The organism is Clostridium sp. AF19-22AC, from assembly GCF_003479085.1.
Classification (GTDB): domain Bacteria; phylum Bacillota; class Clostridia; order Lachnospirales; family Lachnospiraceae; genus Faecalicatena_A; species Faecalicatena_A orotica.
Window position 1 is genome coordinate 146,966 of the sequence record NZ_QUGN01000006.1, and the last position, 15,867, is coordinate 162,832.

The following is a 15,867-nucleotide window of genomic DNA, read 5'->3' on the forward strand; positions in this document are numbered from 1 at the left end:
GAACAGGCAGGAGAGTATATATGGCAGACAAGAATAAAAGAATGCAGGAGCTGGTGGAGCTTCTGAATCATGCGCGCCGTGCATATGAGCAGGAAGACACGGAAATCATGAGCAACTTTGAATATGATAAATTATATGATGAATTACTGGGACTGGAACAGGAATTGGGAACGACTCTTGCATCCAGTCCTACCATTAATGTAGGCTACGAGGTGCTGAGTGAACTCCCGAAGGAACGCCATGAAAGGCCTATGCTGTCACTGGATAAAACAAAAGAAGTAGAACAGCTTAAAGATTTCCTAAGGGATCAAAAGGCCGTTATTTCATGGAAACTGGACGGACTGACAATCGTGCTGACTTATCAGGACGGGACGCTTTCGAAAGCTGTTACAAGAGGAAATGGCGAGGTGGGAGAGGTCATTACGAATAATGCACGGGTGTTCAAAAACCTGCCCCTTCATATTCCGTTTAAAGGAGAACTGATCCTGCGCGGAGAGGCTGTCATTGGATATAAGGATTTCGAAAAGATCAATGCAGAGATTGAGGATGTAGACGCAAAGTATAAAAATCCACGTAACCTGTGCAGCGGTTCCGTCCGTCAGTTGAATAATGAAATCACCGCAAAGAGAAATGTGTGTTTCTTTGCATTTACGCTTGTGAGTGCAGAAGGGGCGGACTTTAAAAACTCCCGCTATGAACAGCTTGAATGGCTGGGACGGCAGGGGTTCGAAGTAGTTGAGCACCACATGGTAACAGCAGATACAATAGAAAAAGAAGTTGAGTGGTTTGCAGGGGAAATAGCCGGTAATGACTTCCCTTCCGACGGCCTCGTACTGATTTATGATGACATCGCATACGGGCAGTCATTGGGAACGACGGCCAAGTTCCCGCGTGATTCCTATGCGTTTAAATGGGCCGATGAAATAAAAGAGACCACGCTTGAGGAGATCGAGTGGAGCCCGTCGCGTACAGGACTCATCAATCCCGTCGCGATCTTTGACCCGGTCGAGCTGGAGGGGACAACTGTCAGCCGTGCGAGTGTCCATAATATCAGTATTATGGAGGAACTGGAGCTGGGAGCCGGCGACAAGATTCAGGTATACAAGGCGAACATGATCATCCCCCAGATCGCAGAAAACCTGACGCGCAGCGGAGTAAAAGACATACCATGTGCCTGTCCGGTCTGCGGAGGCGCGACAAAGATTTCGATGGAGAATGACACAAAGACTTTATACTGTACAAACCCTGAGTGCCAGGCAAAACAGATCAAATCTTTCGCCCTGTTCGTCAGCCGTGATGCATTGAATATAGAGGGGCTTTCCGAGGCAACCCTTGAAAAGTTTATCGTAAGGGGATACATCAAAGACTTTGCAGACATCTTCCATCTGGACCGTTATGAGGAAGAAATCAAAACAATGGAAGGATTTGGTGAAAAATCCTATGTAAATTTGATTAACAGTGTGGAAAACTCAAGAACAACGACCCTCCCGAAACTGGTCTATAGTCTAGGTATTGCAAACATAGGGCTTGCAAACGCAAAAGTCATATGCCGGGCCCTTGATTATAATGTGGACAGACTGTACAGTGCAACCATAGAAGAGCTAAACGAAATCTCCGGGGTGGGGGGAGTTATTGCGAAAACATTCGTCGATTACTTTGCGGATGAAAAACACCGTAAAATCTTTGAAAAGCTCTTGAAAGAGGTTAACATCCCGAAAGAAGAAGTAGAGAAAGAAGAACAGATATTCCAGAACATGAACTTTGTAATCACGGGAAGCGTGGAGCACTTTGCCAACCGCAGCGAAGTAAAGGAACTCATCGAATCAAAGGGCGGCAAAGTAACCGGATCGGTCACATCAAAGACAAACTACCTGATCAACAACGATGTGCAGTCCACCTCGTCTAAAAATAAAAAAGCAAGAGACCTTGGGATCCCGATCATATCGGAGGAAGATTTCCTGAAACTGCTGGAGGGGAATTAATCTCCCTGTCAGCGGCTTTAGAAAAACTTCATTTGTATATAACGATATTCTGAGTTATAATGTAAGACATAATTTGTTATTGAAAGAAGGGAGAATTATGTCAGATAAAGATTTTATAATTATAGATGAACTGGAAAATGAGAAAAAGGATGAATATGATGTCGATGTGGCAGACGAGAAGAAGGGACATTCTGTAGTAACGCAGGAGAAAGCGGACAAGGATGACGACGGATATGAGAAATACTGTCTGATCTGTCACCGTCCGGAGAGTGTTGCCGGCAAGATGATCGATCTTCCGAATAATATTACAGTCTGCTCTGACTGTATGCAGAAGAGTTTTGATGCAATGACGAATGGTTCCATCGATTATACGAAGCTGTTTAATACACCGGGGATTCAATTTATGAATATGTCTGATCTCGAGAACATGACCCCGAAGAGTCAGAAGATCAAGAAGAAAAAAGAAAAACCAAAAGAGTTCCGTAAGCTTGATATTAACAATATCCCGGCCCCGCATAAGATCAAGGCACAGCTGGATGAATATGTGGTAGGACAGGAGTATGCCAAGAAGGCGATGTCTGTAGCGGTTTATAATCATTACAAGCGTGTGGCTACAGATACGATGGATGATATAGAGATAGAGAAGTCCAATATGCTGATGATCGGGCCGACAGGAAGCGGTAAGACATATCTGGTTAAGACTCTTGCAAAGCTTCTGGATGTGCCGCTTGCCATTACGGACGCGACTTCCCTTACGGAAGCGGGATACATAGGCGATGACATAGAAAGTGTTGTTTCCAAGCTGCTTGCTGCTGCAGACAATGATGTGGAAAAGGCGGAACAGGGGATTATCTTTATCGATGAGATCGATAAGATTGCGAAGAAGAAGAACTCCAGCCAGCGTGATGTCAGCGGTGAGTCTGTGCAGCAGGGGCTTCTGAAGCTTCTGGAGGGAAGCGAAGTGGAAGTGCCGGTGGGTGCAAACAGCAAGAATGCGATGGTGCCTCTTACGACGGTTAATACGAAGAATATCCTGTTCATCTGCGGGGGTGCATTCCCGGATCTGGAAGAGATTATTAAAGAGAGACTTTCTCACAAGACATCGATGGGATTCAATGCAGAGTTAAAGGATAAATATGAGCATGACAAGGAGATTCTTTCCAAAGTAACGGTAGAAGATCTGAGAACCTTCGGCATGATACCTGAATTCATTGGAAGACTGCCGATTATCTTTACCCTGAAAGGGCTTGATAAAGACATGCTTGTGAAGATCCTGAAGGAACCAAGAAATGCAATCCTTAAGCAGTATAAGAAACTTCTTGCGCTCGATGAGGTGAATCTGGAATTTGACGACGGATCACTCGAAGCAATTGCGGAGAAAGCAATGAAGAAAGATACCGGTGCCAGAGCACTGCGTGCGATCATAGAAGAATTCATGCTGGACATCATGTATGAGATACCAAAGGATGATAATATAGGTCAGGTTACCATTACGAGGGCATATATAGAGGGAACCGGAGGGCCGATTATACAGCTTCGCGGACAACAGGCGATCCCAAGATTGAGTTAAGCAAATATGGCAAAGAGACAGGCGGAATTATCTGCTTGTCTTTTTTTCTTTTATTATGTAGAAAACACATAAAAATAGTCGTAAAATGCTTGAAAATCTTATACAAAAGGTGTATTCTTGTATCTGTTCGAGTTGATGAGAGTAAGAAATGTGAGGAAAATAATTATGAGCAGCTACAGTTATTTGTTAGATTTGGCAATTATTTTGTTATTCACGAAAGTGTTGGGCCTTTTGACGAAGAGGGTCCAGATGCCGCAGGTCGTCGGGGCGCTTCTGGCGGGTCTGATTCTAGGACCGGCAGGGTTTGGAATCTTGAGTGAGACGTCATTTATCCATGAAATTGCGGAGATCGGAGTCATTGTACTGATGTTCTGTGCCGGTATGGAAACCGATATTAAAGAACTGAAAGCAAGCGGAAAGGCTTCCTTTGTCATCGCCCTCTGTGGTGTCATCGTACCTCTTGTGGGTGGTTTTGCGGCGGCATATTTCTTCAATAAACCGGGAATGATCGTTTCAGATGCAGATGCAAGCGTATTCCTGCAGAATATATTTATCGGGGTTATTCTGACAGCGACATCTGTAAGTATTACGGTTGAGACCCTAAAGGAGCTTGGCAAGCTGAAGACACGTTCTGGCAATGCAATTCTGGGGGCTGCAATTATAGATGATATTCTCGGTATTATCGCACTGACGGTTGTGACAAGTCTGGCGGATTCTTCCGTAAAGCTTGGGACAGTCATGCTGAAGATTGCCGGATTTTTTGTGTTTGCCGGGGTGGTCGGATTTATTTTCTACCGTTTATATAAAAACTGGGTGGATACAGCGAAAAAAGAGCTGCACCGCCATACAATCATTGCGTTTGTATTCTGCCTGCTGATGTCTTATATTGCAGAGGAAGTCTTTGGTGTGGCAGATATTACGGGTGCTTTTATCGCAGGACTGATCATTTCCAATGTAAGGCGGTCCGATTATTTACAGAGTAAGTTTGATACGATCTCATATCTGCTCGTATCACCGGTATTTTTTGCCAGCATTGGTCTGAAAGTTGTGCTGCCTGAAATGTCCGGATCGATCGTCGGATTCGCGGTTGTCCTGACAATCGTGGCAATCCTGACGAAGGTTGTCGGGTGCGGCTTAGGTGCTAAAATGTGTAAATACCAGAACTATCAGGCGAAACGTATTGGTGTGGGAATGATCTCAAGAGGTGAGGTCGCATTGATCGTTGCAAGCAAGGGAGCGAGCCTGGGGCTGCTGGGAACGGCATTTCTCGGTCCGATTATTATTGTGGTAGTAATCACGACAATCATTACGCCGGTATTTTTAAAAGTCGTGTTCAGGCCGGGAACAGCACCCGCACAGGAGCAGCTGGTTCCTGAGAGCGAGATGGTTACAAGCTATTATGAAAATGCAAATGAAATACGTGGAGAAGGACGCTGATAAGGCGTCCTTCGTTATTTTCAGGACGTTTTATATACTGCGTATTTCTTCGAAAATATTATAAACATTGAGCTGCCCGTACCCCCATTCCCGGTTGGGGTATGTCATGAATCCTGGCCGCATGGCTCCCAGTATAAACAGGCTTTTAATCTGATAGGAGTCGATTCCCGGGGTGCCGATCTGGTAGATGATCCATTCCATGAGAAGGGCGGCGGCGCCTGCAGTGATGGCGGTTGAAATACTGGAGCCTGAACGCACGGCAAAGCGCCCGCCGGGAAGCGCTCCCTTTACATTGATGCCGGGGGCGGTAATATCCGGATTTATCCGTTCATTCCGCGTGTAGCCCCTGCCCGAACTGAGGGCAATACTGTTATTACTTCCATCATAATAAGATACAACAATCGTACTTATGGTATTTGCAGGATTCGTCAGGGTATAGTATGGGTCAGGCTGCAGGAAATAAACTTCACCACTCAAAAATTCTTTCACCGGCAGCCAGATGTGGAAAAGTCCGTTGATTACGCGTACAGGTTCTACGATCAGTTTCCAGATACCGGCCATAGGCGTACTGAACCGGAAATAGATCAGTTCGGAGGTGCTTCTCTCAACGATGATCCGATAATCAACAGTGACCCGGGTCCTGTCAAGTATAAAATCAAGGACAGAGGAAGCCGAAGTCTGGAGCGGGACTGTCGGTGTGGCTTCCCCGGTAGGTGAGATAAGCGATATTGAGAGGATATTAGGGATTTCCGTCCATAGTTCCATTGTAAAACCGGTTACATTTTCTCCCACCCTTATTTCGACTGTATCCGTAGGGGAGCCGTCCCGGAGGGTATGTGAGTAGTGATGGCGCTGGTCTGCTTCATTACCGACGCCGATAACCGGAATCCGGTTCGTTGAAGTGCCATAATATTCAAAAATAGTAGAGAGCGGCAGAACACCGATATGTCCGCCCATATTAGTACCCACTGCGGTACACATGACCAGAGGCATGTTATTGCGTGCTGCAAGGTCACTCAGATATTTGAGGGCGAGTAGGATATCGGTTTCCTGAAAACAGGGGGCAGTGTCGGGTATGTAATAGAAATCGCGCAGGTATTGCTTGGCAGGCTTCAGTTTGACAACTGCCAATGTTGATTCGGGGGCGGCACCGATAAATTGTTCTGCGGGTTCTCCGCTTCCGGCCGCCAGGCTGGCGACAAAGGTTCCGTGGCCATTTATATCTTCCGATGGGACAATGGATTTTGGAGCATCTGATCTCAATGCCTGGTCGATCATTTCTCTTGTATACTCTGAACCGTAGACAAAGTCTTCTGGGGGAATACCGGTTTGGATTGTCTGATCCCAGATTCCGGCAATGCGGGTGTTGCCGTCTAAATTGCGGAAAAGGGGGCTTGTATAATCGATGCCAGTATCGACAAAGCCGATCATGACATTATTTCCTTTCAATTGGAGCGTTGGATAATTTTGTATTGGCAGAATACCTGCCTGGTTCATTGCGTCCATGCTTAAAAGAGTATAACATTTTGGGATTGATGTATAAAAAAAGCGGTCGAGATTGAGCGGGTCAGCAAGGAATTTCGGAAGATATATACAGCGGTAATCGAAGTCTGCCTCCTGTTCGCACAGCTGATCAGGAGGAATTTCTCCAATATTAAGAGGGCGGGTTTTAGAAATAATAAAATCACGATAGTCTTCGGATAAGATACGTTCTTTGCATATAGCAGGATCCATAATTGTTTTCCTATCATTTTTTATAAACAATATATGTATGGTACATCTGGAATTATAACCCGCTGGCAAGTTATTATATTAATATTAAATAAAAGAAAATCGGTTGAAGTTGTGCATTTATGGGGTATAATGTATATAAATAAGGAATCGCTGCATTGTGTTTCCGGACTATAATCCGGAAAGATAACGGATTCAAATACGAAGGGAGACTGACAGACATGAAATCATTTTTTGAAGACTTGGGGAGAAAGATTGGTGAGACTGCGGAGACAGTGACAAATAAAGCGGGTGAGGCAGTTGAGGTACAGCGCCTGAAGAATCAGATCAGGACACTGGAACGCGGCAATGAGAGAGATTATATGGATCTGGGAAAGATGGTATATGACCATTATAAAGAAGGGGAAGTCGTAGATGCGGAGGCAATCGGTATCTGCGAAGCGATCCAGAACAGGGAGGAGAGTATTGGAAAGTATGAGCAGCAGATTTCCGATGTGAAAGGCGATGTGACCTGTGACGGATGCGGAAAGTCTGTGGCAAGGGACATGGCTTACTGTCCGTACTGTGGAGCAAAAGCTCCTGAGAAAGCAGCGCAGGAGACAGCAGATTATGCCGATGCAGTGAAGGAAAAAGCTGAAGATGTGGCGGAGACTGTCAAAGATAAGGCAGAGGATGCAGCAGAGACTGTCAAAGAAAAGACAGCCAATGCAGCAGAGACTGTGAAGGAAAAGACGGCAGATGCAGCAGAGACTGTGAAGGAAAAGACAGCAGATGCGGCTGAAACGATAAAAGAAAAGACGGCAGATGCGGCTGAAACAATAAAAGAAAAAGCGTCTGATGCAGCGGATATGATGCGGGACAAAACGGCAGACGCGGCCGATCTGGTGAAAGATAAGACAGCGGACTTTGCAGAATCTGCTAAGAAGATGGCGGAAGAGGCCGAGGAAAAAGTAAAACAGATGATGGAAGATTAGGGGGGATTTTATGGCTATCCTGGTTATTATGAGTCTGACCCTCTGTTTGACTCTGATTGATATCGCTGCGAAATCATATGTGGAAGGTTACATGAAACGTGGGGAGGAACGTACTTTTGGAGGCGGGAAAGTGATCCTGCGCAAGGAGTATAACAAGGGAATGTGCCTGAACCTGCTGGAGAATGAACCTGAGTTTGTAAAGGTGTCATCCACGGTAGTAGCAATGCTCCTTACGATTTACCAGCTGATCACTCTGATGCGGAAAAAGCATTTCCTGAAAAAGGCGGGACTCTCACTGATGACAGCGGGGGCATGGAGTAATATATTTGACAGGTGGATCCGCGGATATGTGATTGATTACGTGGGTTTTCGTACCAAATGGAAAAAAATCACAGAAATTACGTATAATCTCGGTGATTTTTTCATCCTCGGGGGCAGTATTTTAATGGTTTTGTCCTCGCTGTTCCATGTTAAGAAAAGAAAGAACTGATCTGGCCCGCAATGATATCCATAAGCCGGGTGCGTGATTCCACACTCGCCCAGCCGATGTGGGGTGTGATAAAGAGTTTTTTGCTGTCCTGGATCTGAAGGAGAGGACTGTGCTTTGACATCGGTTCCTCTGAGAGCACATCCAGACCGGCAGCAGCGATCTGATTTTTATTTAATGCAGCGGCAAGCGCGTCTTCTAATACAATCTGGCCACGGCCAAGATTCAGGAAGATGGCATGCGGCTGCATTTTTTGAAATGCTGACTGATTCATAAGACCGTTAGTATGTTCATTCAGAGGGGCATGGACAGATACAATATCAGAGGAGGACAGCAGTGTGTCAAGATCTGTCTGCTGATAACCTTCCTGCGGTGCGGCGCCTGACGGTGAGTAATAGATGATTTTTGCGCCGAAGAGGCTGGCAATGTCAGCTACCCTGCGCCCGATATTGCCGAGCCCGATGATGCCCCAGGTCATGCCATGCAGTTCATGGAAGTGTTCCCCGAAATGAGAGAAGTCGGTATCACCCGCATACCGCCCGCTTTTTACATAGTCGTCATAATAGCGGAGCTTTTCCATCAGATAGAAGAGCATGGCAAAGGTATGCTGTGCGACTGACTCCGTAGAATAGCCGGCTACATTGCGCCAGGCAATGCCTCTTTTTTCCAGATAGTCCTTGTCCAGATTATTAGTGCCCGTGGCAGTGACGCAGACCAGCTTCAGGTTCCGGGCCGTGTGGATGGTTTCCTCATTAATCTGTATTTTGTTGACCACGAGTACATCGGCATCGGTGACTCTCTCAGGAACTTCTGCAGCGGAGGTAAAGGGGTATTTAACAACTTGACCGAGCCCGTCATAGCGGGAAAGGTCAATATCTTCCCCAATTGTTTTTGCATCCAGAAATACGATTTTCATATAAGACTCCCTTCATATACTAAAATAATTGTAATAGAATACATTATTAATATCTCTATTATTTATTAGTCCAGAGTAAATGTCAACATGATGTATCCGGTGGAATCTCTATTTTTATATTTAAGTCCATATGAAAGTGTGGTATGATGGAAGAGGAATTTATGAAAGCAGGGAGAAAACATGATTCAGGACATAGCACCACACGAGTATAGGAACGAGTACAGGCCTCTGCCTCCCGAGAAAGACAGTATCGCGCTGTATTATGAAGACCATACCGTACTAATGAAGAAGACCGCAGAAGGGATCGAATACCCGACGTTTGCAGATCTGGAGCATTTAAATGAAGAGATTTATGAGGATTATACATATTTATTTTCCATAGACAATGAGCGCTATTATCTGGTCGAAGAGATAAACCGGGAGCGCCTGTCGCCTTTTACGATGGAAAATACAGAGCTCTTCAGGGCAGGTGAACCACAGTACCGTGCGTTCGCGGGCATCACCGGATACCAGCTTTATACCTGGTACAAGAACCACAGATATTGTGGGCACTGTGGTACGATGATGAAGAAAGATACAAAGGAGCGGATGCTCTATTGTGAAGAGTGCCATAATATGGAGTATCCGAAGATCTGTCCGGCTACGATTATCGGAGTGACGGATGGTAACAGGATACTGATGTCAAAGTATGCAGGCAGAACTTATAAGAAGTACGCACTGCTTGCCGGATTTGTCGAGATCGGTGAGACGGTGGAAGAGACGGTTAAGCGGGAAGTCATGGAGGAGGTCGGCCTGAAGGTAAAGAACATACGTTACTATAAGAGCCAGCCGTGGTCCTTCAGCGATACGTTACTTATGGGGTTCTATTGCGATCTGGACGGGGAAGACAGCATTACGCTGGACGAGGAAGAGCTTGCACTCGCCGAGTGGTTTGAGCGGGAAGATATCCCTGTGGAACCATCCCGGGACAGCCTGACAAACGAGATGATTATGAAATTTAAAAATGGAGAGGTATAGGAGGAACGTAATATGAGAGCAGAATTTGATGAATCTTTGGTAACAGGAAATGAAATGATCGACGCACAGCACAAGGAGCTGATTGACAAGATCAATAAGCTGCTGGACAGTTGTGAGACCGGCGAGGGAAAAGTAGCAGCGATCAAGACGCTGGATTTTCTGGCTGACTACACAGAATTCCATTTCGGTGAGGAAGAAAAACTTCAGGCTGAGATTGAGTATCCGGGGATTGAGAAACATAAAGAAGAGCATGAAAAGCTCAGAATAGTCGTAAAAGAACTCTACGAGATGCTCGAGGAAGAAGAAGGACCATCAGCAGCATTTGTTGAGCAGGTGAATAAGAACGTGATTGAATGGCTGTACAGACATATCAAAGGGTTTGATACATCTGTTGCAGAGTACAAGTTTATGCGCGAAGACGGCGAAAGACTGTAGATAGAAGGTGCGTAAGCGGTAACTCTTGTATTGGAAAAGAAATTCCTTTTGCGGGTGTTGACAAAAGAACGGAATTAGATTAGACTAAAGGATAGAAGAGCACATGCGAATTATAATTTATAATTTGTAGGTGTTCTTTTTTGTGCTTAATTGGGGAAAACTATGATTCAGAGAGGTGAGACAGATGAAAAAAACGAACATAAAAAAACTTGCGTATGATATTATGATTGACGTGGCCGGAGGCATTCTGATCGGTATCGGTATTTACAATTTTGCGGCAAACGCGTCATTTCCACTGGCCGGAATTTCAGGTATTGCCCTGATTTTCTATCATTTATTCGGACTTCCGATTGGCTGGGTGACCATGCTTCTAAATGTGCCGATCGCGATTGGGTGTTACAAGACTCTTGGGAAGGAGTTCTTCATCCGGTCGGTAAGGTCGGTTATTATTACATCCCTGATCATTGACTATGTAGTGCCGCTTCTGCCTGTATATTCCGGTGACAGGATGCTGGCTGCTATCTGTACCGGTATTTTTTCAGGGCTCGGATATGCACTGATCTTCATGAACAACTCTTCCACAGGGGGGATGGATTTCATTACGGTTGCAATCAAGGTGAAGCGTCCGCACCTTACATTAGGGAGAATCGTATTCATAACAGATGCGATTATTGTAGCTATCGGCGGGGCAATCTTTAAAGATGTGGATGGGACGATTTATGGATTTATTATTACCTATCTGCTGACCCTTGTTATTGATAAGATTATGTACGGTATTGATTCCGGAAAGATGACTCTGATCGTAACGGAAAAAGGACAGGAAGTGGCTGACAAGATAGACAAGTATTCCGGCAGGGGGTCTACCCTTCTGAAAGGACGCGGCAGTTATTCAGGAATTGAAAAAGAGGTGGTTATGTGTGCCTGCAACAATAAGCAGATGTATACCATCCGCAAGATGGTACGGGAGGTTGATCCTTCAGCATTCACGGTCATCATGGAATCTAACGAGGTTGTGGGGGAAGGGTTCAAGGAAGAATAGAAACTTTTCCGTTGCTTCTATTAGTGTTACTTCTAAATTTTTAAGAATACATCGTCCGGTAACCAGTCGGACGATGTATTTCGTTATGAGTATTACTATCAAATCTTTTACAATCCCAAATGAAATATAATGTATATCAATTGACGGAATAAAACTAAAAGAGTAAAATTATATTAATATAAATAACTGAAAAATCAGAATATTTCGATTTCATAATTCATTGTACACGTCTGACCGGGAGGTGGTTGAATGGAACGGATAGCCCGCAAGGTGACGATACACAGGAAGCTGGTCGTGGGGATTTTCCTTGTGCTCACCTGCATATGCGCTGTTTTGATGACAAAGGTAAAGGTCAATTATACTTTAGCAGATTATCTGCCGGAAGATGCAGAATCTACGGTGGCCCTCAAGGTTATGGATAAGGAGTTCCATGCAGCAGTGCCGAACGAGCGGGTCATGATCTATGATGTCACTTTACCGGAGGCGCTGGAGTATAAAGAACAGCTCGAAGCAATTGACGGCGTGGATGCCGTGATGTGGCTGGATGATGTGGTAAACCTGAAGGAACCCCTTGAAACACAGGACAGAGATACGGTGCAGTCCTACTATAGGGACGGGAATGCGCTGTTTACAGTGACGGTACATAAGGGAAAAGAGATGGATGCCACCAATGCAGTCTATGAGCTGATTGGCGAAGAAAATGCTGTCGACGGAGACGCAGCCTCCAATGCATTCTCACAGAAAATCTCGGTGAAGGAATCGATGAACGCGATGATGATTCTGGTTCCCCTGATTATTGTGATTCTGCTGCTGACCTCATCTTCCTGGATTGAGCCGGTTCTCTTTCTTGCGACCATCGGGATCTCAGTCCTGATTAATATGGGAAGTAATTTCTTCCTCGGGGAAATCTCTTATATTACCCAGGCAATAAGCCCGATTCTCCAGATGGCGGTATCTCTGGACTACGCGATTTTCCTGCTTCATAACTTTGAAGAGCAGCGTAAGCTCACGGATGATGTGGAGAGTGCGATGGTAAAGGCGATGCATCTGGCATTTCCTTCGGTAGCGGCGAGTGCGGCGACTACTTTGTTCGGCTTTATGGCGCTGATGTTTATGCGTTTCCGGATCGGTTCAGATCTGGGACTGAACCTTGTAAAAGGCATTATCTTCAGTTATCTGTCGGTTATGGTGTTCCTGCCGGCGCTTACATTATTATGCTGCGGTCTGATCGACCGGACGAAACACAGGAAGCTTATTCCAGAACTGAAATGGGCAGGGGATGTGCTGCTTAAGCTGCGGATACCGGCATTTATCGTTGTGCTTCTGCTGATTGTTCCATGCTATCTGGCGCAGGCCAGATCGAATTTTATCTATGGCATGGGGGAAGCCAATGCAGCCATGAAGCTGGGACAGGACAGCCGGAAAATCAACGAAGTATTCGGACAGTCGACGTCTGTCGTGCTGTTGGTGCCGAAGGGCGATATGGCTAAGGAACTTCTGCTGAGCAGGGAGTTGGAAAAGATGGACCATGTGAACAGTGTCGTTTCCTATGCGGTAAGTGTAGGCAGTACGATTCCGCCAGGGTATCTGGACAGCCGGATTTTAGATAACTTCTATTCGGAGCACTATGCACGGATTGTGGTCGATACGGATACAAAGGAGGAAGGGAAAGAAGCATTTGATCTGGTAAGCAAAATCAGGAAGACGGCAGGGAGCTATTACAGTGAGTACTATTCATGCGGTCAGAGCACGAATCTGTATGACATGAAGCAGGTCGTATCCAGTGATACGAAACTGGTAAATGGCATTGCAATTGCGGCGATTGCCCTCGTACTTTTCCTGACCTTTAAGTCACTGCTCATTCCGGTTATCCTTTTGTTCATTATAGAAGCAGCCATCTGGATTAACCTGTCGGTGCCATATTTTGCAGGGAATTCTCTTGTATACATCGGCTTCCTTGTCATCAATACGGTACAGCTGGGCGCAACCATAGACTATGCGATTTTTATTACCAGCAATTACATGAACCGCAGAAAGGAAATGGGGAAGAAGGAGGCAATAACGGGTGTGCTGAACCGGAACCTCATTGCAATCATGACTTCTGCGCTGATCCTCGCCTCCGCGGGGTTCTGCCTGAAACTGACCTCTTCCAACCCCATCGTAGCCGAGCTGGGACTGCTGCTGGGCCGGGGGACATTCCTTTCACTGGCGATGGTTGCCGTCATACTTCCTATGCTGCTGCTTCTGCTGGACAAGGCAATCGGGGCAGTAACGTACCACTGTACATTTTACCGGGAGGTGAAGAAATGAGAAAACATAGAACGTGGACAGGCAGATTCCTGCCTGCGATATCAATCCTGTTGTCTGTAGCACTCTGCATGACGGGCATGCAGGTGTATGCCGGGGAGCCCGCGCAGATTACGAAGGAAGAGGTAGTATATTCTTCAATGAAGCCGGACGGGCAGGTGAAGGAAATATACGTTGTAAATGCATTTGATATGCCTCAGGACGGCACAATTACGGACTATGGGGACTATGCCCTTCTGGAAAACCTGACGGATATGGGTGAACTTCATTATACAGGTGATAAAGTGAGTGTGGATGCCAGGAAGGGAAGATTTTATTATCAGGGGAATATGACTGGAAAAAATCTTCCGTGGGTAATAGAGATTACTTATACTCTGGACGGAAAAGCGGTCCCTGCGGAAAAACTTGGCGGCGCATCAGGGAAAATCGGAATCGAGATTGACACAAGGCAGAACCCGGAGGCGGATAAGATATTTTATGAAAAATATATGCTGCAGGTAACAATAACACTGGATACTTCTATCTGCCGTAATATAAAGGCAGAGGATGCGGTGCTGGCAAATGCCGGGTCAGATAAGCAGATCACGTTTACTGTCATGCCTGAGACTGTTGGAAAGATGCGGATCAGTACAGATGCGGATACATTTTCCATGAGTGGGATTTCTATAGCGGCCGTCCCATTTTCGGCGGGGGCGGACATGATTGATATCGGTGAAATCGACAGGCTTACAGACGGACTGAACCAGCTAAGCCAGGGGGTAACAGAACTGGACAGCGGGGCAAAACAGTTAAAAAACGGTGCGTCGGCCCTGCATGGAGGCACCGCGGAACTCAAAAGTGGTGTGAACGAATTTAATCAGGGGATTGGCCGGCTGAAAGAAGGTGCCGAGAGTATCAGCAGCGGTGCGGGGCTTTTACAGTCAGGGTCGGGTGAGTTTCAGGAAGGTCTGAACCAGATGGCGTCCCTCTCCGATGAACTGCTTAACGGTTCCGGGGAAATCAATCAGGCACTACAGATGTTGAAAGCAGGGGTACAGGATTTTGGAAACCTTGATCTTACACCGCTGAAGGAGCTGCCCGGAGGACTGGACAGTCTGGCCGGTGCGCTGGAACAGGTGCAGACAGGATATGCCGGCCTGTTTCAGGTAATGGACCAGGTTATCGCACAGTACCCAATGCAGGATGTCACGGCAGAAGAATTATATGCGGCTTCGGAAGAACTGAAAGGAACATCTCCTGAGACACAGGCGGTGTTTGGGAAACTGGTAAACAACTATACAGCAGCTATGGCTGTAATCGGAACTTATCAGGGAATCAAACAAAATCTGGAACAGCTTCAGGGCGGGATGACAGAGATGGTGCAGAATCTGCGGGGAATGTCCACGCAGCTAGGAGCTTTGGATGGTATGGACCCGGAAGGCCTGAAAACGCTGTCTGATGGGATGACACAGCTTGCCGGCCAGTACGCAGGATTCCATGAGGGACTGTCCAAATATATGGACGGAGTAAAAAGCCTTGCAGGGGGATATGCAGAAATTCACAGCGGTATCGGCAGTCTGGCGGAAGGAACTGCAGGACTGTCAGGCGGTATCAGCCAGACAGCAGATGGTGCATCCGGCCTGCTTGGCGGTGTAAACAGTCTGGATGACGGGGCAAAGGAACTGTCGGACGGGGCGGCCCAGCTGTCAGGAGGGCTGGACACTCTGAATGAGTCCACGGCAAAGCTGCCGGAAGAAATCAGGAAAGGCATTGATGAAATGCTGGATAAATATACGAACAATGATTTTAAGCCGGTATCTTTTACATCTGTTAAAAACAGAAATGTCGGGGCGGTACAGTTCGTACTCTCTACAGAAGGGATCAGCAGGCCGGAGACTGAGAAGCCGGAGACAGAAGATACAAAAAAAGAAAGTGCATGGGAGAAGTTTATAAATCTTTTTCGGTAGGAGTGAAAAACATGAGTAGTCATAGA

General features: G+C 46.2%; 12 protein-coding genes. 10 read left to right on the top strand and 2 right to left on the bottom strand.

Annotated features, from left to right (window positions below):
• Positions 1-20: 20 nt before the first annotated feature.
• The 3 genes from ligA to DWX43_RS09170 all read left to right on the top strand — a co-directional run bounded on the left by ligA (position 21) and on the right by DWX43_RS09170 (position 4,989).
• The gene (gene ligA / locus DWX43_RS09160; protein ID WP_118620092.1) at positions 21-1,982 is read left to right on the top strand and encodes an NAD-dependent DNA ligase LigA; all 1,962 of its coding nucleotides are present in this window, start codon (positions 21-23) and stop codon (positions 1,980-1,982) included.
• Between the two features lie 97 nt (positions 1,983-2,079).
• Positions 2,080-3,552: an ATP-dependent Clp protease ATP-binding subunit ClpX gene (gene clpX / locus DWX43_RS09165; protein WP_109731009.1), complete on the top strand. Its 1,473-nt coding sequence runs from the start codon at positions 2,080-2,082 to the stop codon at positions 3,550-3,552.
• Positions 3,553-3,717: 165 nt separating this feature from the next.
• A complete protein-coding gene (locus DWX43_RS09170) occupies positions 3,718-4,989 on the top strand; it encodes a cation:proton antiporter (RefSeq protein WP_118620093.1) in 1,272 nt (423 codons plus the stop codon).
• A gap of 30 nt (positions 4,990-5,019) precedes the next feature.
• Here DWX43_RS09170 and DWX43_RS09175 read toward each other — a convergent pair whose 3' ends face one another.
• Positions 5,020-6,723: a S8 family peptidase gene (locus tag DWX43_RS09175; RefSeq protein ID WP_118620094.1), complete on the bottom strand. Its 1,704-nt coding sequence runs from the start codon at positions 6,721-6,723 to the stop codon at positions 5,020-5,022.
• A 218-nt stretch (positions 6,724-6,941) separates the two neighbouring features.
• On the opposite strand from DWX43_RS09175, the gene DWX43_RS09180 reads away from it, so the two are divergent.
• Entirely contained in the window at positions 6,942-7,694 is a 753-nt protein-coding gene (locus DWX43_RS09180) for a hypothetical protein (RefSeq protein WP_109731122.1), read from the top strand.
• Between the two features lie 10 nt (positions 7,695-7,704).
• Positions 7,705-8,184 (top strand): signal peptidase II, encoded by a 480-nt coding sequence (locus DWX43_RS09185; protein WP_109731012.1) that lies wholly within the window; start codon positions 7,705-7,707, stop codon positions 8,182-8,184.
• Here DWX43_RS09185 and DWX43_RS09190 read toward each other — a convergent pair.
• The gene (locus tag DWX43_RS09190) at positions 8,165-9,097 is read right to left on the bottom strand and encodes a D-2-hydroxyacid dehydrogenase (RefSeq protein WP_118620095.1); all 933 of its coding nucleotides are present in this window, start codon (positions 9,095-9,097) and stop codon (positions 8,165-8,167) included. The genes DWX43_RS09185 and DWX43_RS09190 overlap by 20 nt on opposite strands.
• Positions 9,098-9,277: 180 nt before the next feature.
• Here DWX43_RS09190 and nudC point away from each other — a divergent pair, with 180 nt between their 5' ends.
• From nudC to DWX43_RS09215, 5 genes are all read left to right on the top strand, one after another.
• Entirely contained in the window at positions 9,278-10,114 is an 837-nt protein-coding gene (nudC, locus tag DWX43_RS09195) for an NAD(+) diphosphatase (protein ID WP_109731014.1), read from the top strand.
• 12 nt (positions 10,115-10,126) lie between these two features.
• Complete coding sequence (locus tag DWX43_RS09200) at positions 10,127-10,549, top strand: hemerythrin family protein (protein ID WP_109731015.1); 423 nt, start codon at positions 10,127-10,129, stop codon at positions 10,547-10,549.
• Positions 10,550-10,733: 184 nt separating this feature from the next.
• The gene (locus tag DWX43_RS09205) at positions 10,734-11,588 is read left to right on the top strand and encodes a YitT family protein (protein WP_109731016.1); all 855 of its coding nucleotides are present in this window, start codon (positions 10,734-10,736) and stop codon (positions 11,586-11,588) included.
• Between the two features lie 249 nt (positions 11,589-11,837).
• On the top strand, positions 11,838-13,898 hold the full coding sequence (locus tag DWX43_RS09210; protein WP_118620096.1) for an MMPL family transporter: 2,061 nt from the start codon (positions 11,838-11,840) through the stop codon (positions 13,896-13,898).
• Positions 13,895-15,841 (top strand): hypothetical protein, encoded by a 1,947-nt coding sequence (locus tag DWX43_RS09215; RefSeq protein ID WP_118620097.1) that lies wholly within the window; start codon positions 13,895-13,897, stop codon positions 15,839-15,841. The genes DWX43_RS09210 and DWX43_RS09215 overlap by 4 nt, the downstream gene beginning before the upstream one ends.
• Positions 15,842-15,867 lie beyond the last annotated feature (26 nt).